Raw genomic sequence first — 22,997 nt, 5'->3', positions numbered from 1 at the left:
GCTGTATCCTTTGTCTCCCCGACTCCTCTTCACCTTTTCCTTCGGCGCTCCTAATCCTGATGACATTTCCTATGTCTGCACATCCTGTGCTGTATCCTTTGTCTTCCCGACTCCCCTTCACCTTTTCCTTCGACGCTCCTAATCCTGATGACATTTCCTATGTCTGCACATCCTGTGCTGTATCCTTTGTCTTCCCGACTCCCCTTCACCTTTTCCTTCGGCGCTCCCAATCCTGATGACATTTCCTATGTCTGCACATCCTGTGCTGTGTCCTTTGTCTTCCCGACTCCTCTTCACCTTTTCCTTCGGCGCTCCTAATCCTGATGACATTTCCTATGTCTGCACATCCTGTGCTGTGTCCTTTGCCGCTTGGCTCCTCTTCACCTTATCCTTCGGCGCTCCGAACTTCCCGTGTATATCTTTGTATCCTACCCGCTATCCTAGCGTTAGCTTTCTGCTGAGTCCTTTTATCCTTTAACACGAATAAGTTTATGCGAATCAGCGGTAATAAATAGGAGATATTCTCAATAAAAATTCTTAAAAATCACTGCAACAAAACAAAAAACAAATAAAAATCAAAACCTTGAATGAAAAATAGAGCTTTAGCGCGGTGATACTTCCCAATAATACTCACATCCATGTAGGAAAAGTCTCACAGTGCTTTTTCCGTTTTGTCAGTTCGAGGTTTAAATAGCAAATCACCAGATGCTGATTTAAACACTAATTGCTTAATTAATTGGTAGCCGTGTGACTCAAAAAAGTTAACCTGATTGCTCTTTGTTACAAATACAGCCAAACCCGCAACGCCTTGGTTCTCAACCACTAAGGTATCTAGCGCAGACAGTAAATAATGCCCATACCCTAAACCCTGATAGTGTGGATCCACTGCAATAAAGGACAAAAAGTAATATCCTTGATATTCACTCAGCTGCGCTTGAATGGTACGCTCTTTTTCCAATAACTGTTGCGTCTGTAACCTACCTGTCGCCATCATTAAACGTAGACGCCAATTCCAACCTCTAGCTGCATCAATTTCAGACTGTGATGCAAAAGCACAAGCAACAGCAACAAGGTTATCGTTTACATATACGCCAACGATTGGCTGCCCAGCTTTACCAAAGCTAGACAACTCTTCGCGGATAAGTGCTCGTAGTTTAGATTCATACTTACTCTCATTAGACTCATTTAAAATGTTAATAAGTAACGGATCTTCATGATACGCTTGATATAGCAAACTCGCCGCAACGTGTATGTCTTCAGGAGCCAAGAACTTAACGCTAATTTCGGTATTGGGTGCTTGTTCTTCGGTTGTTGTCATAATTTTATCCCTGCTTGCCAATATATGTAGGTCATTGCATTAGGTTGTGTAAATAAACCTAAGGCGTTTGATTCAATGCTATAAACCCCAGCTTCATCTACTATAGTATTAGTATAATTTTCGTTCAACGAGGTGCGTATGGATACTAGCTATCACTCTTTAAAGTCTTTATTTGCACAATTGGGATTAGAAAACAGCGATGAACACATCTCTCGTTTTATTGACCACAACAAGTTACAAAATCACATACTTTTAAAAGATGCGCCATTTTGGAATGAAGGACAAAAGCACTTTATAGAAGAGTCTCTAAAAGAAGACGCAGACTGGAGCGAAGTAATTGATGAGCTCGACGCATTACTACGTTAGATCATTTCGTTTATCGCTTTTGTAATAAACCGATTGCAAAAAGCGCAAGCCTTTTGGTAATTGCTTTAAAAGTGGTAAACTGGATTTTATTTTTTTGGTAGTTTTTATGCATCCAGCAGTTCAAAGCGCCATCCGATCTTTGGTTTCGGAAGGCAAAACGCCAACAGTTGCGACAGTTAAATCAAAATTGACTGCACCGGTACCAATGCCTGTATTAATTGCAGCATTATCCGCTTATAAAAATAATCCTGAGGCAATTGAATCCATTGAGTCTAGTGAGGAATCCGTCGAGGTAAATAAACAGACTCAACTTGATAGAATTGAAGCTAAGCTCGACAAACTACTCGCTTTACTAGAAGAGCGAGCTTAGGATGTTTGTAGTCGATCTCACTTTTGATTGCTATCAAGACACTACTTTAGACATGGCTGAACAGGCGATAAATCGTTTGGTTAATGCACTGCGTTTCAATGGCCAAATTATCGGTGATGAGTTTCCCACAGTGTTAAAAGATGGCTACTTTATCACCCGTGTTATGTGTCCGCAGGAAGACTCTTTGCACCCGTTGCACCATAGCCCTTTTGTAAAACATGCCATTGAACAATTGCAACAAGCTGGGTTGCTCGCACCAAAAGTTAAAGTTATTGGGCAAGATATTCATGCCAATGGTGCAGATCAATGCCAGTCTCCCTCAAGCTATATTCTTTATACAACCTATGTGCACACTTGTAGTCCACTCTACTGCGGGGATGACTTTTTACCAGTACCACTATATAAAATCCCAGCTATTGCAAACGGCGATTATAAGGCACTTATAAAATGGCAAGAAGATTGGCAAGCATGTGATCAAATTCAAATTAATGGTGCTACGCGCTGTGAATTTGCTGCGCTGGAAGAGTTAACCAGCCTTTCTAGTGACTTAACCCGCAGAGGGTTGGATTTAAGCAAACGCATTCGCTACCTAACAAAAAAGCCAGTCTATTACTACTTGTATCGTGTAGGTGGAGAAAGCCTCGAAGCTGAGCAGCAGAGAAAATGCCCTAGCTGCGATGGCAACTGGGCATTAGAAGAACCTTGGTTCGGTATTTTTGATTTCAAATGTGACAATTGTCAGCTGGTATCAAATATTTCGTGGGATTTTCAATAACTAAAAGCTTAGCTGTTCAAGAAATACTTCTAGGTTGGCCGCCAATACGTGGTGTGGCGGCTTTCCTACATACTCAAGACACACTTCACCAGTATTTAATTTTACTGTGATGAGTAAGTCCTCTTTCTCTGTAAGACCAATGAAAATGGTGTCATCTTGCTTTAAGCGGCGCTTCATGAGTACGTGACCAGTAATGTTTTGCTGTAAGTTAACAAAGTCATCCTCGTTCCAAACTTGTAAAAGCTCAACTTCATGCCCTTCGAATTTCGCAAGAATATTTCCACCATATACAGCACCATAATAGGCATGTAATGGCTCTGGAAATTCCACTTCTAGCGCTTTTGCCAAGTCAGTAAGATCCTCAAGTGGCTTTCTAGGTGTTGCTTGCCACTGAATTTGTCCATGTGTATTTGGTTGTCCTTTCTCACATGGACTCGGATAATCAGAGTCATGCTGGATAAGAGGTAAATGTCCTTGATTTTGTTCAGTTGCTGATGCAAAACGCTGATGTAGCGATTCCATCATATTTGTAAAAGAAGCCATACTGCCAATCTCATTTTTTATTCGCTATAATTCGCAACATTGTAACCACTATTGGTGAAACATGACAGATTACAACAATGCGCCTGAGCTAAAAGCCTCAGTATTAGGCAAAACAACTGAATATGCATCTCAATACGATGCGTCTCTGTTACACCCCATCGCAAGAAAGTTAAACCGAGATCAAATCGCAGTCAATGAACAGCAATTACCATTTTTTGGTGAGGATACTTGGACAGGCTACGAGTTGTCATGGCTAAACAGCAAAGGAAAACCTCAAGTCGCGGTGGCAACATTCACGTTTCCATGTCAAAGCTCACACATTATCGAGTCAAAATCTTTTAAGCTCTATCTAAATAGCTTTAACCAAACGCGTTTTGAATCCCAGCAAACAGTACTGCAACACCTTACTGACGATTTAAGTGCTGCTGCGCAGTGCCAAGTAGAGGTAAAACTATATGGCCCTGATGAGTACAACTGTTTGCCATTTACAGCACTACCAGGTGAATGTATTGATGGATTAGACATCGATGTAGACACCTATAGCCCAACAGACGGCATATTAAGCAACGAGAATAATGACAATGTAGAGGAGACTCTATACAGTCACCTGTTAAAGTCCAATTGCCTTATTACATCTCAGCCGGATTGGGCAAGTATTGTGATCCGCTATGAAGGGAAAACAATATGCCGGGAGTCATTGTTGAGGTACTTAATCTCATTTCGAGATCACAACGAGTTCCACGAGCAATGTGTAGAGCGTATTTTTTGCGACATTCAGCGTGCACTTAACCCAACCAAGTTGGAAGTTTACGCTCGGTATACTCGTCGCGGCGGGCTAGACATCAACCCATTCCGCTCTAGTGAGCAAGACACTACAAGCTTCGATATAAGAGTCAATCGCCAATAAGCGCATGTTTTTGAAAAGTGCCGTATAACACGGCACTTCTCTACAGGCTTTTTCTTCTTGTTGGCACTGAAATTGAGCACACGTCAGCATAATTGGGCGTAAATTTAAACCACGGCTCAGGGCGGTTTGTGCGAGCAGCGATCAACTCCTCGAAAAGAGCAGTATCAGTATCAAACACTTCAAATTGAGTGTTGTCTTCCTGTGCAATATCTATCAATACATCTACACTTGCAATTGGATTGAACACACGCCCCTCGGTAGGCGTTCTTTGTAATTGCAGTACATGCTCCATGCCCTCAAGCACTCGTCCAAAAACTGTGATATTGCGATCTAAGTAGCGTTGTGGTGAAAGCGTGATATAAAACTCTGTTCCACCGCTGTTAATGCCGTTACCTCGGGCCATCGCAAAAGTGCCAGCGCAATGAGTCATCCAAGTTTTTGTTGCAGGGCTATTTTGACCCACTGCAAACCCATCTAAAAATCCAGTTCTAATTGCATAGCCATCTGAACCATCAAGCGCAGTGATAGGCAAAGCTTTGTTCGTTTTGAGCGATAACTCCGCATCTAGGCGCTTTTTGCCTTCTTTAGGGACTTTGGTATCAGTATGGTCTCCTCCTTGCGCTACAAAGCCTTCAACAAAACGATACACACTCAATCCGTTATAAAACTGTTCTCTGGCCAATAACTTGATATTGTTTGTATGGTTTGGCGCGAGCCGCTCATTTAGCTCCACATAAACATGCCCTGTTTCCAACGTAATACGTAGAACATTGTTACTATCTACTTCACGCCATGCTTTCTCTGGCGCCGAGTTGATAATTTCGCTTGGGGCGCGAACGATTTCTTGCGGCTTTTCTTGTTGTTGCATGCAGCCACCAAGCATCAATATTGCAGATGCTAAAAATACATTAGTTTTTTTCATTTTTTGTTTCTTTTCTATACCAGAGGTGTTGTTCTGCTAGTGGTGCGCTAGGCGGTAAGCTACGATTTGACAGCTCGATCAGTGTGCGTTTCTCTAGCTCCAACTCCTTTATCAAGCCATTGAAGTATTGATTAAACAGTTTTTCAAATTGGCCGTCCTGCAATGCTTGATTCATACCATTTGAAAGTGCGTGAAAGAGCGCTTGATCTGATTTTTCAACAAACAAGTACACTGCCGATGGATAGTATAATAGTAGGTTTTGTTCCGCATATGTTTGATATCGACTTACCAGATCAGGTAATTCCAATATGCTAATTGGAATCGCATCAAAGCGATTTGATTTGAGCATATTTAACGCACCTGTAAAAGTTTTAAATTCGTTTACAGACAATTGATTATCAACAAATATATTATGATCAGGCCAATCATAGCGTAATCCGAAATGAAACTTTTGAAGCTGAGATATATGGTTCAAATTACTAAACTTAGCTTGATTGTCTTTGTTGATCACTAGAATACGGTAACCCAACAAGCCTTTCACAATCGGAACCCGTACCGCTCGAGCCATATTTTCTCGACGAGAGTTCGTAACCGACCAGAAAATATCTATGCCATTTTCTTTACCTAATAGTCTTATAGCACGGCTTTGGGTAGGTATATTGTCGACGTAACGGAGCTTATATACGTCTTTCTGGTAAGACAACGCCAACTTGATCAAATCTACAACATAAGGGTGTGCGCCCTGTGTAACTCTTACAACTTTAGCTTCTTTTGCTACAGCAGTATGACAAAATATCACGACGAGCAATAAGCTCAAATAGCGCATCAACCACCCCAATCAAATTTATACAACAAGTCTATACTATCGTAGAGACCACTCGTAGCTTCAATATAAAGCTTTGAAAATATTCGATAACGTACAGCTATTTCACTGAGAGAAGCAAATACTCCAACTCGGTAGCTCACTTGTACGCTAGGTGTAATGTACCCCGAAAGCTCCACTTGTGTATCGTCACCGCTTCCTTTTGCAGCCAAATTAACGTCCTTTAACCCAAGTTTTTTTCCCGCTTTTGTAAATAATCCTTTACTCTTATCAATGCTCTTCGAGAGTAAAAACTGCGCTAACATGGTATTGTTAGAACTTTCACCAGCGCCTAAAGCTTCACCATTGAGCAAATATGCAAGCGCCTTTGCTTGATCCATCGCTGGTTCTGAAAAAATCGTTAGCTCGGGCTCCGCAATACTGCCTTGTACAGATACACCCGCAATTACACCATTTGCAGTGTTATCTGGGTTTCTAATTGCTCTAACGTTCAAATACGGCTTGTCCAGTGGACCATTAAAACCTAATTGCCCAGTTTGAATAAATAGATCCTGACCAAATGCGGTGTACTTACCTTCACGCAAAGACACTTCACCTGCAGCAAGTATCGCCGTATCGAGCTGCTTTTCTAAAGATAGTTCACCATACAAATAAGCGTCCAGACCCAATGCTACAATACGTACATCATCTAATAGTCGAATATCTATATCAGCTTGATAATCAAACAACCCCGGCTTTTGCGCCTCGTCAACGTCATCTAGGATCACTTGATCTTCACTGACTAAAATGGCTCCTTCTGGTAGCTCATTCAATGTAAATCGCGCGAATGGTACGGTAACATCACCGACAACGTTAAGATGTTCGCCTGAAAATTTAATATGCAGATCAGGAGAAACTGCTATCTGGGCACCCGCCATGGGTGTAAAAAATAAACGTTGCCCATTAAATTTTACATCTAAACCCAAATTAGGTTGCAGCAAAACCTTGCCGTTGATAGCCGCAAACCCGTCTTCAGGTGTCTTTAATTGTCCATTTAACTCAATGAGATCATCTCGTAAATCGATGTCTAAATTCAGATCGGAAACTTGCATGGGCAAATAACTCGACAATACAGAGATTTGCTCAGCACGCATACGACCATACACCATCGGTTGTCCTGTGTCTGACGCAAATTCAATGCGACCACCAATTTTCCCCGCCAAATCTATGTCGGGCCATGCAAGCGCTCTTAAATAAGGTGTGAATTCGTTGAGCTGAATTGCATTTATATCGACAAAACCTTTAATGTTATCGCTATTTTGTACATCTGGAAGGTGTATTTTACCGTTGAAGTTGCCGAGTTTAGCCAACTGAATTTGCCAATCAACATGCGCACTGTTTTCATCCCCCCGGAGCAAAATATCAAAAGAGTCAACGGTTAAGGTCGTTTGCTGTAATTCTGAACGCTCAGGATTTGATCCTTGTTCTGGTTGAGATAATACAACCTTGCCACCCGTTAATTCTAACCTCCCGATGAGCGTATTGAGTTGATTGTCAGCCCACTGAATTTTACTTTCACCAGTAACACTACCTTCTGCACTGATGCCATCAGGTACCCATGCTGATGCCGACTGCAACGGTACATTGCTCAGAGATACACTCGCGTCACCAGATTGACCTTGTTGGTTAGCTGCCAAGCATGCTTGCCCAGCTGCAACTTGCCAACAGTGTTGTGAAATAGCAACGCCTTCCTCTGACACTTCGAGTGCTATCGAGTTATTCAGTTTCAGCAGGAGTGATTCAAGTGAGAGCTTACTGCTATTTATTTGGCCCATCCATTTAGCATCCGCATACTGACCAGTCAACGCCAGCTCAGCTGACGCCTTTTTGCTAACAAGCGCAATATTTGCTTGGTGAACTCTACGATCTCCCTGAGCGCTAAGCGAAAATTTGCCATCTTCAATACCCGGCGCATTTGCGTGTGCCACAGTCAATGAAAGTTGCCCAGCAAAGTCCGAACTTAAATCTACCTCAGTAGACAACTCAGCTCCTTTCAAAGCAAACTCTTGGTACACAGCCTCAGCTATCTGTGCATGCAGATTGATTTTAGGTGTTTTAGCAAGCCCCTTCGCTGTCGTTTGGCCATGCATTGCAATATCTAATGGCAGTATCTCATTAGCCATATGAGCAATATTAAAACTTGCTTTTAGGTCCAGCTCATTGCCCACTTCTCCCGTCACGTTTATCTTACTGCTGCCATATGAAAACTCGGCTTGATTCAGCTGTCCACTCAGTTGGTCATTGAGTTCGCCTTTTAATGCCAATGATACCGGTAGTTCTGCAACACTGCCGTATAGTTTCAACTCATCAACCTGAGCGGACCAAGAAGAGTCTTGTTGCTTGAAATTTAACGCATAATTGCCTGACAACACGCCTAAATCTGTTTTAGAAAACCTAAGATTAGGCCCCTCACTCAGCTTTGGAATTGGCAATTCTTTCAACTTTCCTACAAGGTCCAGCTTTAGACCTTGCTGCCAATCGAGTTGAGCAACAAGCTCGGTATATGCCTGTCCAATCTCAATTCTGCTCTTGTCGACTTCTAAGCTCGACAAGCTTCCCACTATTGAAGCCTGAATATGGGCGTTGGCCGCCTGCTCATATAACGCATTTAAGTCAACATTCCCGGCCATGGAAAAGGAATAATTGTCAGCATTTCCTTTCCCCTTAAGTTTAAACTCAGACAGCGCTACGGTGTCCTCAATCGACGCTTTATTCAGTTGTATATCGAGGTCAAAAGGCCAGTTTCTCATCGCAGGAGAGACAGATAAATGGCCGTCTGCAGACACGTCACCCGATACCTTTGCCAAAATATTGAGCTGTTGTAGATCGCCATGCAAGTTAGCCGTTATAGCCCCCGAAGGGTGGGCTAAACTTACACCTCCTCGCACTGAATTTGAGTTCAAGTCATAATCTGCACTCGCAAATGCACTCATTAACTCATACCGAAATGAAACGGTATCAACACGTAAAACCTGAGACTTAACTGACATTATCAGTGCTAGATTTTTGACATGCTGAGGTGCCTGTTCAAACGGTTGATAAGCCAATTTAGCTATTTGAAAGTTTGCCAAATCAACCTCTATTGGCAAATGAAAACTGGGTAATTGCAATGGCTCAAGACTCTCAGGCAACCCATTAGTTTGCGTTTGCTTTGCTTGATATTGCTCTATATATACGTGTTGACTATGGAGCTTTTCAACACTGACTAGCGATTCACGTGCACTCGCCACCAGCTGTAATTTATCAAGAATAGCCTTATGCCCACCCGCATCCACAATCAACGAGTCGACTTTCAAGGATGACACACCTATGGATAAAGGGAATGAAATCAGCTCTTCACTGAGCTCTGATTCGGTTTCATAGGCTACCTGCGCTTGGCCCCCTTCTGTGGCTACATCTGAAGCTGTAACTTTCAATTCATCGACTTCAAGAGCGATACAAAGTGTAGCGCAATCAAACCAATTCAAATTCAAACTGACCTTATCAGCGTGCAGATGTGTTGAAGCTGTTTGAAAATCAATTGAGAATTGCCCACCAGACAAGAGCTTACCTTCACGAAGCTCAATACGTACTTGTGCTACAAAGTAGTTAACAAAGCTCACCAGTAGCTTGTTGCCAAAAGGCGTCGAAATAAGAAACACAACGGTAAGAAATAATGCACTTACTCCGATAACCAAGCGCTTCTTTACATCACGATCCACAATCACTCCCACCTCTATATCTCTGGGCCAATCACAATACTTAAACGTGTACTTCGGCTTGGCTTACTGAGCCCCCAAGCATGATCTACCCTAATTGGTCCAACAGGCGTTACATATCTAAACCCAAATCCAGCACCCACAGACCATTTTTCGCTAAAGTCATTGGTTGCTGTTCCTACATCAACAAATAGTGCTGCACGCCAATTCGGCAAAAATTGATAGTTATATTCTGTACTGACCGTCACCAAATATTTTCCCCCGGTTAATTGCCCTTGCTCTCCCCGCGGGGAAATAGATTGAAATGCAAAGCCGCGGACACTTTGGTCGCCGCCTGCAAAAAAGCGCAAATTAAGGGGAGTTTTATCAAACTCACTAACCACCATTGCTCCAAGTTCTCCGCGGAGCAATAGCATATGCCGCTCCTTGTACTGCCTCAGCCAAGCTTGTTTCCAGTGAATTTTAATCAAAGAGGTCGATGAAATAATGCTGTCGTGCGCAGCTTCAAATGTAATTAGTTGCTCACTACCCCAATAAGGCGTCATGCCCCCTTTGCTTTGCTTCTTCGCAAAGCTAATTCCGGGTATCAACATTTCCGTATCAAGATTCAACCCCTGCTGCTCACTTTTTTCGTGTTCACGTTTTAGAAATGCAGTTCGAACCCAATTACTTTGCAAAAGCCACTGCCTCTGTAATTGAATATTCCACGACTTGCTTTTAACGCCCTCGGTCAATTCATCCTGTAACTGATAGCCTCCAAGTACACGATATACATCAGTATTTGGGTCATTTACAGGGATTGTATAAGCTGCTGTCACATCCTGCTGGCGCTGCGACAAATTAAGATCTGAGACAAAAGAATGTCCGCCTTCACTAACCCAGGGTTTGCTCCATTTACCTCTAAACTTGGCTCCCAGATCTGTGCTATAGCCCCCTCCTACTTCAAAGCTATTCTCGGGTTTATCAGTCACCTCAACTCGGATAGGTACTGCATGAGGTTTTCTTGATTTTAAAAGTGGGTAAACCTTCACATTGGCAAAGTACGGAGTACCACTTAATGCAAGGCTATAGTCGCTCAATAGTTTAGCTTGATACGGGGTATTTTGGTTAAATGGAACCAGCTGCGTGATAAATTTGTGTGCTTTTGAGTTCCCTGCAAGTTGTAGCTCGCCAAATCGATAACGCGTACCAGAGTCAATAACTAGTGCAGCCTGCGCTATTCTCTGTTTTAAGCTGACTTCCAATTTACGTTGCTGCCAAATATAGTCAAAGTACCCGCGTTCCAATAGCGCACTTTCTAATTGTGCTTTAACTGCACTGTAAACATCGTGACGTACAACAGTGCCTTTTTTAAGTGCAATGGATTGAATAACCGCTTGGAGCTCAGAATCATTCAATCCCTCTCCCACAATCCGCACGTCAACATTTTGCCAATGAACCGGCTCTTGTAGTGACAGGATTACTTGTAAAGTCTGGCTATCCACTTCGTACTGAATGACACTGTTATACTCATAATAGCCTAGAGCTTGTAACGCTGAGTTTATGTCTTTTTCGATGGCTGTTTTACGGCTATGTGTAAACACCACACCTTGATACTTGGTGAGGTATTGGGCGACATTATCTGAAGCGGCTTGCGCTTTTGATTCAACATTGATTTCATCAATTAATTGCTGTGAGCTAGCCACAGAAGGCTGTATACACAGGCATAAAACGACAAGGAAATAAATGATTTGTGGCACTAAGGGACTCTTTGATTCAGCGTTGTTGTTATTTGTGCAGCAAATTACTCTGTACACGGGTCAAATTAACACATAGAACGCGCAATTAACGACAAAAATTTTACAGTGATGCTTTTTATTTCATCTTGGATAACGGACAATATAGGCAATTCTACTAATTGAGTAATGATATGCAATTTCCAAACGATGACAATGGTCAGCTGTTATCTGAAATCGCCGCTGAAGGTGTCGATCTTACGCAAATGCAAAAGATTGATTTCTACATTCTATTCGAACAAAAAGACAATGCTGAACGCTTTGTAGAAGCAATTGGCAAAGATGAATTAGCACCACAAACTAAACTCGGTAAGTGTCCTGATACGGGTGTATGGGAAGTATTGACAACTGTAACTATGGTCCCAACTCATGAACTACTTGGCCAAACTGAGCAGTACATTGAATCTATTGCTAACGCCCATGAAGGCTATGGTGATGGATGGGGGTTGATGGCAGAATAGCCTAAACCTATACTGCGTATGCAGACCTACTAGGCCTGCATACGCCATAAACTAACTTTTGTCCGCGATTCGATAGTTTCCTTCGTAATCAAAAATCTTTTCATTAATTTGCCAGCCGTATTTCTTATGCTGTTTTGCTATAACAAAATCTGGTGGCGACAACTGTGTTATATCAACGTCATTGGCATTGTTCCATTTCCCTATCCCACTGCCATTTTTAAGGCGCTTTGCAAAGTTGCGATGGAAATAGTAGCGACTCCCCTTCTTGGTGAAGTCATAAACCTCGCTGACATCGGCCCCATCTTCATCGAAATAGGTGACTTTTAATATTTGTGGTTTAATCACTTCGGCAGTCATACCGCAGCATCGTAATACCAATGCACTTTTTAAATTGAGCGCATCCCTAAGTTTATCATCAGGATCTGCCATTACCTCGCCACAGCTCAAACACTGGCGCGCAGCGATGTCATTCTCAGCACCACAATGACCACATTCTTTAAATTTAAATCGAAAGTCACATTGTATCGATTCGTTGTCATCTTCATTTTCCAGCACACCTTGGCAACGCCTGCCGTAATGCTCAATTACTTTGCCTTGTTCGTCCAACTTACCCCAAAAGGTATTCGCAAACCCACAACCAGGGCATAAAACCTGAACAGGCTCACTATCTGGGTTCGGCTTCTTAGTGCCTACTTCAGGATGAAATAAATCAAAGTCATTGCCAGCATAATCAATTACGAGACAATCTTCTTTCCCTTCATCTAGACGTAACCCCCTTCCCACAATTTGTTGATACAAGCTTACCGATTCTGTAGGCCTCAAAATTGCGATAAAATCCACATGGGGTGCATCAAACCCAGTCGTTAATACCGACACATTAACGAGGTATTTAATCTCTTTATTTTTGAATCGCGCGATAATACTGTCGCGCTGCTTATTTTCGGTATCACCAATCACCAATTCGGTTTCGCTTTCAGGTAAATAACTGACAATTTCTTTTGCATGCATTACAGTTGCCGCAAATATCATTACTCCCAGCCTTGATTCAGCTTTTATCAAAATATGATCTATAATGCTTTTGGTTGCACGAGTATGGCTATTCAAAAGATTATTCATATCATTTTCGCTGTAACGGCCTAAACTGTCCGACGTTAATGAAGAGAAATCATAATGCTCTATTGCAGGATCTACTTTGTGAGGAGGTGTTAAATACTGGTGACTAATCATATAGCGCAGTGGAAGCTCATAAATACACTTCGCAAATGGACTATTTTCTTCACCACGAATAAAGCCGTGATAATGTTCACGATAGATCCACCCATGACCAAGCCTATAAGGAGTTGCCGTCAAACCTAACAACATAAGCTTTGGATTAAACTGTTTGAGGCAGCTAATCACTTGCATATATTGACTATCTTCCGCCGTACTCACACGGTGACACTCATCAATAATAACTAATGAATAAAACGAATTTATTTTATCTAGGTTGCGCGCTAATGATTGTACAGACGCGAAAGTCACCTGTTGATCCAGTTCCTTTTTATTCAACCCTGCAGAAAAGACGCTGGCAGTTAAGCCATAGCTTTCATATTTTTGAGCATTTTGCTCGACCAGTTCTTTTACATGAGTAAGCACTAGGATTTTGCGCCGTGCAATTCTCGCCAATTCAGCGATAACTAAGCTTTTACCCGCACCTGTAGGCAAGACAATGACCGCTGGGTTAGATGTTTTTTTGAAGTGTGCGACCGTACTAGTAACAGCCTCTTGCTGATAGGGCCTGAGCGTGTATATAACAAACCTCTTAATAGAAACTCATTCGGTTCAAGTCTAGAGTATACCACTTTCAATGTACGACATACTACCAAGTGTAACGTAAGTTATTTTTGGTAATTCAAATAAGGTAGATGTAACAATTTCAAACAGGATGTTGCAGAAGAGAGAATCAATTGAATTTTTTCTAATTTAACGATAATCAGTAACTAGTCAAAAACAAACATTAAGCTTTAATTAAACAACTGAGAAGCCTAGTTAATAAGAGGGAAAAAATTAGAGAATAGCGTTCATTTGTATTGATTTTAAAAACAGGCGAGGCATTTTACTGCCTCGCCATGTCAACCGAATAGTTCCTTTCGTTTTAGATTATGATTTAAAAATATTTTATATTTATATCTTATAATCATCTAAATTTACATTCGCGAACGCCTTTGGTGTTTTACCTCGACCTGTCCACTCATGTACTTTACCATCGATCTCAATTCGATATTTTGGACTGACTTTGCTGCGCTTGTCCGTAGCACCAGAACCAACTAAGTCATCTAGCGTTAATCCCTTTTCTTTAATCAAAGCTAGCACTTCTACTCGCGCTTGCTCTTGCTCTTGTTGCTGAGCAATTGCTTCTTGTAGTAGCTCATGAGCTTTAGTTAGTTCATTGAAGCTAGCAGTTTTAATAAAAGATTTTATTTCACGCATTAGATTTCTCTCACAAAATGTTGATTACAATTTTCATTGAAGTATTAAAAAGCTCTAATACTGAGAGTATATTATATTTATATAATTTCAAATTAATAGCTATTATTTTGAGGACTTTTAATATTATTTAAAATAGGTACAAATTAACTATTTACTTATTTTGTATTAATCCATTTAAAAGCAGCTCTCTCCAAGATTTAATAAGCTCATGTTTATAAAGGGTTTATGTTAAGAATATGATGCCATACTTCATCACCATGACAATTTAAATCTTGATATTTAGGCAGTAACTTACTTTGAATTTATGACTATTTATGGGATTTGAAAGATATGATTTTGAGTAAAGAACCGAAGGCTCAATAGGCAGGAAAACCGAAAAATAAGGTATTCATGACGTTTTAAGTGCTAGTTTCATTGTGTTCTAACAGTTTGAAGTGCACAGCGACATAAGCGCATCAATATTGTGAAAGGGCCCAAGAAAACGGGCCCAAATAATCAGTGCTAGGTATTATTCTACAACTTGCCAATCGATTGTTGAGCCAGCTTTGATAGGCACTACATTTGTATCGCCTAAAGGGTAAGACTCTGGCACTTGCCAAGCACTCTTTTGCAAAGTAATCGTGTCTTGGTTGCGTGGTAAGCCATAAAAATCAGGACCAAAGAAACTAGCAAAGCCCTCAAGCTTATCGAGTGCACCTGCATCTTCGAATGCTTCAGCATACAATTCAATTGCTGCATGCGCAGTGTAAGCACCTGCACAGCCACAAGCAGCTTCTTTCTTGTCTTTGGCATGAGGCGCTGAGTCAGTACCTAAAAAGAACTTTTTGCTGCCACTAGTTGCTGCGTCAATCAACGCCTGCTGATGAATGTTGCGTTTCAATATAGGTAAGCAATAGTAGTGAGGTCTAATACCACCAGCTAGCATATGATTGCGGTTGTAAAGCAAATGGTGAGCAGTAATTGTTGCAGCAACATTGTCTGGTGCAGATTGAACAAATTCTACTGCATCTTTCGTGGTAATGTGCTCAAGAACAATTTTCAGTGAAGGGAATGTATCTACAATTTTAGCCAGCTTAGTTTCAATAAATACTTTCTCTCGATCAAAAATATCAATTGAAGAGTCCGTTACCTCACCATGGATCAATAATAGCATCCCCACTTCCTGCATCGCTTCTAATGCTGGGTAAACATTTTCAATATCTGTTACACCAGAATCAGAATTTGTCGTCGCACCTGCAGGATAAAGTTTAGCAGCGAATACATGGCCGCTCGCTTTCGCTTTTCTAATTTCTTCAGGCGTCGTGTTGTCTGTAAGGTATAGCACCATTAATGGCTCAAAACCTGCCTTTGGTCCTGCTGCCATAATGCGATCTCGGTATGAAAGCGCAGTTTCCGTACAAGTAGCTGGCGGTACAAGGTTAGGCATAATGATTGCGCGCCCCATGTAACGACTAATATCACGAACGGTATCTTTAAGAACGTCACCATCTCTCAAATGAACATGCCAGTCATCTGGGCGAGTAATAGTAAGGGTCTGATTACTTGTCATTGCTGTTTTCCACTGCTGAATTTGCCCGATCATAGGCGCTGCAAGGCCGATAGTAAAGTAGTTCAGTTCATTTTATAGTGCCAACCTAAACCATTGATGTTTTGTTATGATTGCCCCTGTTTTAATTAAGGCAGAAACAATTAATCAATTTGGACTTCTTTGAAAAATTACAAGCTTAGCTAAAAACCCGTAAAGTTAAGCAGTTACAAAACTAGTTAAGTACTTGTGCTTTTTTTTTTACAGTTTCATGAAAGTTAATTTTCGACATAATTTGAGATTATCACTATATCTAGGATAACGTGTGCCTATTGTGCAATCGAGTCATGCCTATGCTGTCTGAAAAAAAACTAGAATCAAAAACCGAACAGTTGAGCATTATTAATCAGTTTTCATCTTCTTTGTTGCAAATAACCCACCTTGACGAACTGTTTGACTATGTCACATCGCAGGTGGTGAAGCGCTTGGGGTTTGTCGACTGTGTGATATATCTAACGGATACAAACCAGCAATTCTTAGAAGCAGTTGCCTGTATGGGCGTTGCTCACGAGAGTGAACGCTATGAGGTGTTACAACGAAAAATATCAATTGAAACAGGAATTACTGGCCACGTTGCGAGAACAAAACAGCCATTTATTTCTGGTGATGTTTCACAAGAGCCCATGTATATCGCAGACTCTCGACCTGCCCTTTCCGAGTTATGTGTGCCATTGGTATATAAAGAACACCTTATTGGTGTAATTGATTGCGAACACCCAGACCAAAACTATTTTAGTGCCAACCACCTACAAATACTCTCTACCGTTGCTCACTTGCTCAGTGCAAAGATCCATCAGGTGAGAACTGTGGATCATCTGACGGCAACCGTATCACAGCTCAACGAAGCTCAATTACTTGAAAAGTGTATCCTCAAAATAGCCAATATCACTTATCACTCAAGAGAACTAGATACATTCTATGATGAGCTATATCAGATTATCTACACCCTGTTACCTGCTGAAAACTTCTTTATTGGCATCTATGATACCAAGCAAGATATGCTGGAAATCGAATACTTAATCGAAGGTGGAATCAAATGCCCTGCCCAGCAAAAAGTTTCAAAGTCGCAATTAAAACAGACCGCATCCTATTATGTAATACGTTCGCAATCGGCTTTAATGTGTGATCGGCAGCAATTCCAAAGCTTTGTTGATAAGGGTGAATTTAAAATGGTTGGCCGCACTCCGCTAGCCTGGCTCGGAGTACCATTTGTCGTAAATGATCAATATCAAGGTGTGATTGTTTTACAAAGCTATGAGGAAGAGGACACTTTTAGCAGTCAACATTACTCTATATTGACTTATATTAGCCGCCAAATCAGTATGGCAATCGACCGTAGGCTAGCAAAACAAGCTTTAGAGCACCGAGCTTTGCACGATGAGCTCACTGGACTTGCAAATCGATATTTATTGATTGAGCGAATGAAGCACGCCATTTTGTCACTTGGTAGAAGCCAAGCCACCAAGTTGCACTGCCTTATCTATCTGGATCTAGATAGGTTCAAAAGTATTAATGACTCCCTCGGCCATGAGGTCGGTGATAAGTTTCTCATTGCTATTGTAGAAGCAATTCAAACTTGTATACGAAAAACCGATACTTTCTCTCGGCTTGGGGGAGACGAATTCGCCATTTTTATGGAGAATATCAATAGTGAACTAGAGGTAACACAAGCCCTTACACGAATCACAAATGCCATCGCTAAGCCCTTTATCATTGACTCTCATATTCTCCAAGCTTCCAGCAGTATTGGTGTCGCATTTACAGAGCGAGACTCTGATAATGCCATCACATTGCTACAACAAGCTGATGCAGCAATGTACGAAGCTAAGTCAGCTGGAAGAAGTCAGATCCGGTATTTTAACAACGCCATGCGCAGCAAGTTAAAGCATCAAGCAGATATAGAGAATGATTTACAGCATGGTATTAAGAATCAAGAGTTCGAGCTATTTTTTCAACCTATTTTTACACTCAATGCACCCAAAGTCGTTAGCTTTGAGTCTTTAGTTCGTTGGCACCACCCAAGAAATGGCTTAGTTCCTCCCGACCAGTTCATTCCTATCGCAGAAAATACCGGCCAAATCATCGAGCTGGATTTGCATATTCTCGAATTGGCTGCCAAACAACTCGCACAGTGGCAAAAGCAATCGCTGCCTAGTGTAAAAGTCACCGTGAATGTCTCATCAAGACATTTTGCCAGCCTAGAGTTCATTGATCACATCCGTACTTTGTATGACAAGTATGATTTGAATAAAGGCAGTTTATGCCTTGAGATTACAGAGTCTGGGTTGATTGAAAACTTGGGATTGGCAACCAAGATCATCGAAGGGATCACGCCTTTAGGGGTGCAACTATATTTAGACGATTTTGGTACGGGATATTCAGCTTTAGGGTATCTTCACCAGCTCCCGATTCACGTATTAAAAATAGATAAGAGTTTTGTCGACCAACTAACAACCAAAGAGACACCTCTGATAGATGCCATTTTATCTTTGGCAAAATCACTGCAACTGGAAGTTGTCGCCGAAGGCATAGAAACGCCAAAGCAATGGGCACTGTTGAAACGCAAAGGATGCCAGCTAGGTCAAGGTTATTTAGTTTCCAAACCAATGCCAAGCCAACAAGCTATGTCTTTTTTAGTTGCGCAGAACACTAAACCTTAATTTCAGACCTAAAGCGCTAGTTTGTAAAAGCTCGCCTAGGCAGGCTTTTACAAACCTATCAAAGTGCCAACTCTATGGTTAACTCAGTGCAGTAGTTTCATCTTTAACCTGACAAACAAATACTCGGAAATACATAGGTGGCCCAATATAGGAATAACCACTTGGCCAATTCACTGGCGGAGCATGCGCCCTGTCGGTGTAATAACGCGCTCGATGTGGAATAATGTATCCAAATCTGCCTTACCTTCACGGTAACGCTCGAGGATTGCTCCAACAAGTAAAGTCACCTACCTGAAGTAGTTCAACTTAGGGTTCAGCCTGAAACTCTCAATTATGAGCCCTAGTCTCTCGTCCTTTCTCAAGTAAAGTATATTGCGTCATTTTTCCATGTCCGTCGCCTTTAAAAAGCAAACTTTAGTTCTCTTTCTCAACCTATACGTGGATACCTAAACCGTGAATAGTTGCCATGATGATTTTCTTCCCCCTCCCAAAGTAGACATCTAGACACACCAAAAAACAGACTTTGAGTAGAAATTTCTCAACTGAACGATTCTCAAACTCAACTTGAGCAAAATTAAATTGTATTTTTTTTAAAAAAAGTTAAATAAATAATGACAACGCTGTCAAAAATAGTGTTATAGTGATTTAGTGAAATTTTGAGCAATCGCTGATGGATTTGTAGACGTCTAGACGTTGAATAGACTCTCCGTACAGCGTAATATGGACGTAATCTGAGTTTTACTCACATTAAAAATGAGATTTATTAATGATGATAGACATAAAGCACTTAAAAACCATTGCTACCCTGAAAGATACTGGATCACTGGTGAACACCGCACGTGAGTTATTTTTAACTCAGTCTGCTTTGTCTCATCAAATTAAAGATCTAGAGAACAAATTAGATTGCCAATTATTTGAACGTAAAACACAACCTGTTCGCTTTACACCACAAGGCATGCTTCTATTGGAATTGGCCAGTGAAGTATTACCAAAAGTTGAAGCCACTAAGTGCCGTTTGAAAGAAAGTTTAAATCAGCCAATCTCACAACTAAAGCTCAGTGTAGAATGCCATGCATGCTTCCACTGGCTACTGCCAACAATCAAAGAGTTCAACAACTTCTGGCCTGACATAAAAGTAGACTACGAGCAAGGCTTTAGTTACGACGCAATACCTGAACTGTTAAATGATGAACTTGATATTGTGCTTACCTCTGATATCCGTGAACCAGAACATTTAGAGTATGCACACGTTTTTGACTTTAAATTAAAGCTTATTGTTGCACCAGATCATGAACTAGCTAAAAAAGCCTATGTCACTGCGCTCGACTTAAAAGATGAAACCATTATTTCTTACCCAATACCGAAAGAAAGGCAGGATATTTTTAAGCATTTTATACAAAATGCTCGATTTGATGGCACATTGAAATCCGTTGACCAAGGGTTATTGATATTCCAATTAGTGAGCGCGGGAATGGGCGTAGCAGCGTTGCCTGATTGGCTTGTTACACCATACGAAAGCCAAGGATTGATTAAGTCAATTCCACTTGGCGCTTTGGGTTTAAGTCGACCAATGTACTTGGCAATGAAAAAGAGCATGAAAGACAACCCTGTTTATCGCCACTTTTTAAATACCTGCAAGCAATCCATTAGCAGATAGACGTTATACCAGTTAAAATAGCTCTAATTACAAAAGTTAGAGCTATTTATGTTTGAACTGAAAAAAGTCATTGGTGGCTTACTCATGCCACTCCCAGTTGCACTGATTGTCATTTTTCTTCTGTTACTCTTTGTCAGTAAAACAAAAGTAAAAAGCTACTCTTTATGCATGCTAAGCGTTGTATTTTTATGGGTAATTAGCACTCCACACTTTGCTGATTACTGGATCACACCAAAAGAGCGTGCGTTAAAACACTTTGTGCACACACAACACAAGCAAGTGGACTATATTGTCGTACTTGGAGGTGGTTTATCACCTAATTCCAATCTTCAGGCTAATTTGCAACTTTCCAATTCCAGCTTAGTTCGGCTTATTGAGGGTGCCCGCTTAGCCAATATTTATCCAAATGCAAAATTGATTATGTCAGGCGCTGGCTATACACCCGCTATGACCACCAGCCACTTAATGTCACAAACAGCACAATCTCTGGGAATTTCAGCCAACCGAATTCAACTAAACTCAAAAGCGCGTGACACAGAATCAGAGGCTAGAGACCTCGCTCCAACATTGGTAGATAGCACTGTCATACTTGTTACATCTGCAAGCCATATGAGACGCGCTCAGGATCTATTCTCGGCACAAGGTATAGATACAATCGCATCACCCGTGGAGTTTTATAATTATGACACTACGCCTATCTATAAGCGTTTTACAGCGTCAAGCGCCGTGCTGTTGTCCATCACTCGGTACACCCATGAGTGGGTTGGTAATCAGTGGATAAAATTAAGACGTGCACTAGACAGTGGCTCAGTGTAACAATTTGTACAAAAAAAGTGCTTCAATTGCACAAAGTTACATCTAACAAACCAAGGAACTGTGCTTAAAATCGCAAAAAATTGAAAAATTGCTCAAAAATAGGTATAAATGTCGTTTATCCTTAACCTGCGTATCCACGTACAAAACGACTGGGATCTACGATGAGTAAACTTGATAAGACTGAAGTTCTAAGCGCATTTGAAGCAGCTTATGAAGCGGTAAATGGCAAGAAGCCTGAAATTACAATTAAACCAGGCTGGTACAGCATAGACGGTGGCAAAAACATGCGTTTAGCTGATGTTGCAGCATTAACCGAAGAACTAACTTCAGGTAACGCTGGCGCCAAAGCTGAAGAAAAACCAGCAGAAAAAGCACCTGCAAAGAAAGCCCCTGCTAAAAAAGCGGCACCAGCAGCAAAAAGCAGCAAAGTTGCAGCCTTTAATATTGTGAAAGCAAATGAAGATGGCTACAAAGCTGAAGAAGCTTGGATTGTAGAGCTTGCAGAGAAAGACCACGACTGTCGTCTTCCTCGTGGTGTTGTGTAAACATCACAAAGTAAGAGTGTCGTTTAACTGTAACGACACTTCTCCCTTTCAGTAGTCTAACGATATTACCCTTCAATAATAAACTGCTGTCTTGTAACACGCCCCCAATATTCATCTTCATAATCGTCTTCAATTAAGTTTCTCCCTGGGAAATCAGCAATTGCGCTCAACCAAAATTTCGTCGCGTACTGCGCGCCTTCAATTTGCTTGATCGTCCAATGACCTACTCTTAGTCTCCAAAGTGTGTGCGCAAATTGGGTGCCCAATTTCGCTTTCCTATAAAATGGCACTATATAAAACTCTGCGACTTCATTCTCACTCGGTGAGCTATTATAAATTGCAGCAATACCAGTCGGGATATCTGCAACATAACAAATATACCCAGTGACTAAGGGATCATTGAGATCAGTATCCAACTCAAATACACCATTAGCTAAAGGTGACTTTTCTGTCAAAGCAGAAAATTCAGCCTCATAAGCTTGGGCGAGGTTGTTATAGACCATTCGATTATTGTCAGTGACTTCAACTATTTTCACGCAACTTTGTCCCAAATAAACTCAATTACTCTATATTATTGTTCAAATACGATTTAATTATGAAGTCACCATATCAAGCTGGCTTGCCGACCTCATTGCCAGTCACTATTTCTTGTTCAAGCTCAGCCATAGCACACCACTTTTGCAGCGAAGGACAACTAAGCCCATGATTGACATATTCACTGGCTTCTTCATTTAAATTGACATTGTATGTTTGAAATCTAAGTAGCACCGGTGCAAACATCGCATCAGCAATAGACCATTCGCCAAACAACCAACCTCCTGACTTACAGTGCTTTCTATATTGTTCAGCAAAGATCTGCTCAATTCTTCTAATGTCTTTTTCTACGGTCTCAGAAATAACAATATGTCGCTTTGCTTTAACATTCATTGGCATTGCGGCTCTCAACGCATTAAAGCCACTGTGCATTTCTGCGCTAAGCGCTCTTGCTTGAGCGCGCAACCCAGTTGATTTTGGCCATGCTGCTCCTGATAAATAAGCTTCATTGATATATTCACATATTGATAGGGACTCCCAAACAACGAGCTCTCCATCTACTAGTGTCGGTACTTTGCAAGTTGGGCTCACGACACTCACCTGTTTTGAAAAAGCCTCTGAACCGAGATCCAGCCTTACTTCTTTTAGCTTTAATCCATATTTATCAGTCAATAACCAAGGGCGAAGTGACCATGAAGAGTAGTTTTTGTTACCTATGTACAATTCCATAATAT

At 41.2% G+C, this 22,997-nt stretch carries 20 protein-coding genes; 9 read left to right on the top strand and 11 right to left on the bottom strand.

The window, feature by feature from the left end; genetic code table 11:
* Positions 1-652: 652 nt before the first annotated feature.
* Positions 653-1,318 (bottom strand): GNAT family N-acetyltransferase, encoded by a 666-nt coding sequence (locus N475_RS19370; protein WP_063359725.1) that lies wholly within the window; start codon positions 1,316-1,318, stop codon positions 653-655.
* A gap of 138 nt (positions 1,319-1,456) precedes the next feature.
* On the opposite strand from N475_RS19370, the gene N475_RS19365 reads away from it, so the two are divergent.
* The 3 genes from N475_RS19365 (at position 1,457) to N475_RS19355 (ending at position 2,829) form a co-directional block, all read left to right on the top strand.
* Positions 1,457-1,684 carry a DUF2789 domain-containing protein gene (locus N475_RS19365; RefSeq protein ID WP_063359726.1) on the top strand — a complete coding sequence of 76 codons (228 nt, stop codon included), beginning with the start codon at positions 1,457-1,459 and terminating at the stop codon, positions 1,682-1,684.
* 106 nt (positions 1,685-1,790) lie between these two features.
* Positions 1,791-2,054 carry a hypothetical protein gene (locus tag N475_RS19360; RefSeq protein ID WP_063359727.1) on the top strand — a complete coding sequence of 88 codons (264 nt, stop codon included), beginning with the start codon at positions 1,791-1,793 and terminating at the stop codon, positions 2,052-2,054.
* A 1-nt stretch (position 2,055) separates the two neighbouring features.
* Positions 2,056-2,829, top strand: a complete 774-nt coding sequence (locus tag N475_RS19355; protein ID WP_063359728.1) for a Zn-ribbon-containing protein — start codon at positions 2,056-2,058, stop codon at positions 2,827-2,829.
* Here N475_RS19355 and syd read toward each other — a convergent pair whose 3' ends face one another.
* The gene (syd, locus tag N475_RS19350; protein WP_227008446.1) at positions 2,830-3,372 is read right to left on the bottom strand and encodes a SecY-interacting protein; all 543 of its coding nucleotides are present in this window, start codon (positions 3,370-3,372) and stop codon (positions 2,830-2,832) included.
* Between the two features lie 61 nt (positions 3,373-3,433).
* Between syd and queF the strand changes: the two genes are divergently transcribed.
* The gene (gene queF, locus N475_RS19345) at positions 3,434-4,279 is read left to right on the top strand and encodes an NADPH-dependent 7-cyano-7-deazaguanine reductase QueF (protein ID WP_063359729.1); all 846 of its coding nucleotides are present in this window, start codon (positions 3,434-3,436) and stop codon (positions 4,277-4,279) included.
* 40 nt (positions 4,280-4,319) lie between these two features.
* Here the strand turns inward: queF and N475_RS19340 are convergent, their stop codons facing one another.
* The 4 genes from N475_RS19340 to N475_RS19325 are packed head-to-tail and all read right to left on the bottom strand — an operon-like array spanning position 4,320 to position 11,500.
* Positions 4,320-5,201 (bottom strand): peptidylprolyl isomerase, encoded by an 882-nt coding sequence (locus N475_RS19340; protein ID WP_063359730.1) that lies wholly within the window; start codon positions 5,199-5,201, stop codon positions 4,320-4,322.
* A complete protein-coding gene (locus tag N475_RS19335; RefSeq protein WP_063359731.1) occupies positions 5,188-6,027 on the bottom strand; it encodes a transporter substrate-binding domain-containing protein in 840 nt (279 codons plus the stop codon). The genes N475_RS19340 and N475_RS19335 overlap by 14 nt, the downstream gene beginning before the upstream one ends.
* Positions 6,027-9,764: a translocation/assembly module TamB domain-containing protein gene (locus N475_RS19330; protein ID WP_155732605.1), complete on the bottom strand. Its 3,738-nt coding sequence runs from the start codon at positions 9,762-9,764 to the stop codon at positions 6,027-6,029. Before N475_RS19330 ends, N475_RS19335 begins: the two co-directional genes overlap by 1 nt.
* Before the next feature lie 14 nt (positions 9,765-9,778).
* Positions 9,779-11,500 carry an autotransporter assembly complex protein TamA gene (locus tag N475_RS19325; protein ID WP_162269612.1) on the bottom strand — a complete coding sequence of 574 codons (1,722 nt, stop codon included), beginning with the start codon at positions 11,498-11,500 and terminating at the stop codon, positions 9,779-9,781.
* Positions 11,501-11,670: 170 nt separating this feature from the next.
* Between N475_RS19325 and N475_RS19320 the strand changes: the two genes are divergently transcribed.
* Complete coding sequence (locus tag N475_RS19320) at positions 11,671-11,997, top strand: ribonuclease E inhibitor RraB (protein ID WP_063359733.1); 327 nt, start codon at positions 11,671-11,673, stop codon at positions 11,995-11,997.
* 51 nt (positions 11,998-12,048) lie between these two features.
* Here N475_RS19320 and radD read toward each other — a convergent pair whose 3' ends face one another.
* From radD to pyrC, 3 genes are all read right to left on the bottom strand, one after another.
* Positions 12,049-13,788 (bottom strand): DNA repair helicase RadD, encoded by a 1,740-nt coding sequence (gene radD, locus N475_RS19315; RefSeq protein ID WP_081216134.1) that lies wholly within the window; start codon positions 13,786-13,788, stop codon positions 12,049-12,051.
* A gap of 372 nt (positions 13,789-14,160) precedes the next feature.
* The gene (locus tag N475_RS19310) at positions 14,161-14,466 is read right to left on the bottom strand and encodes an H-NS histone family protein (RefSeq protein WP_063359735.1); all 306 of its coding nucleotides are present in this window, start codon (positions 14,464-14,466) and stop codon (positions 14,161-14,163) included.
* A 508-nt stretch (positions 14,467-14,974) separates the two neighbouring features.
* Complete coding sequence (pyrC, locus tag N475_RS19305) at positions 14,975-16,015, bottom strand: dihydroorotase (RefSeq protein ID WP_063359751.1); 1,041 nt, start codon at positions 16,013-16,015, stop codon at positions 14,975-14,977.
* Positions 16,016-16,344: 329 nt separating this feature from the next.
* Here pyrC and N475_RS19300 point away from each other — a divergent pair, with 329 nt between their 5' ends.
* From N475_RS19300 to N475_RS19285, 4 genes are all read left to right on the top strand, one after another.
* A complete protein-coding gene (locus N475_RS19300) occupies positions 16,345-18,711 on the top strand; it encodes an EAL domain-containing protein (RefSeq protein WP_063359752.1) in 2,367 nt (788 codons plus the stop codon).
* A 769-nt stretch (positions 18,712-19,480) separates the two neighbouring features.
* Positions 19,481-20,368, top strand: coding sequence for a LysR substrate-binding domain-containing protein (locus tag N475_RS19295; RefSeq protein WP_063359753.1), 888 nt, complete (start codon positions 19,481-19,483; stop codon positions 20,366-20,368).
* A 48-nt stretch (positions 20,369-20,416) separates the two neighbouring features.
* A complete protein-coding gene (locus N475_RS19290; RefSeq protein ID WP_063365811.1) occupies positions 20,417-21,184 on the top strand; it encodes an ElyC/SanA/YdcF family protein in 768 nt (255 codons plus the stop codon).
* A 161-nt stretch (positions 21,185-21,345) separates the two neighbouring features.
* Positions 21,346-21,729, top strand: a complete 384-nt coding sequence (locus tag N475_RS19285) for a hypothetical protein (protein WP_063359737.1) — start codon at positions 21,346-21,348, stop codon at positions 21,727-21,729.
* A gap of 65 nt (positions 21,730-21,794) precedes the next feature.
* Here N475_RS19285 and N475_RS19280 read toward each other — a convergent pair whose 3' ends face one another.
* Both N475_RS19280 and N475_RS19275 read right to left on the bottom strand, forming a co-directional pair.
* Entirely contained in the window at positions 21,795-22,265 is a 471-nt protein-coding gene (locus tag N475_RS19280) for a hypothetical protein (protein ID WP_063359738.1), read from the bottom strand.
* 73 nt (positions 22,266-22,338) lie between these two features.
* Positions 22,339-22,992, bottom strand: coding sequence for a glutathione S-transferase family protein (locus N475_RS19275; RefSeq protein ID WP_063359739.1), 654 nt, complete (start codon positions 22,990-22,992; stop codon positions 22,339-22,341).
* Positions 22,993-22,997 lie beyond the last annotated feature (5 nt).

The organism is Pseudoalteromonas luteoviolacea DSM 6061, from assembly GCF_001625655.1.
Classification (GTDB): domain Bacteria; phylum Pseudomonadota; class Gammaproteobacteria; order Enterobacterales; family Alteromonadaceae; genus Pseudoalteromonas; species Pseudoalteromonas luteoviolacea.
The sequence above is the reverse complement of the archived record's forward strand: the minus strand, read 5'-3'. Positions and strand labels throughout refer to the sequence as shown.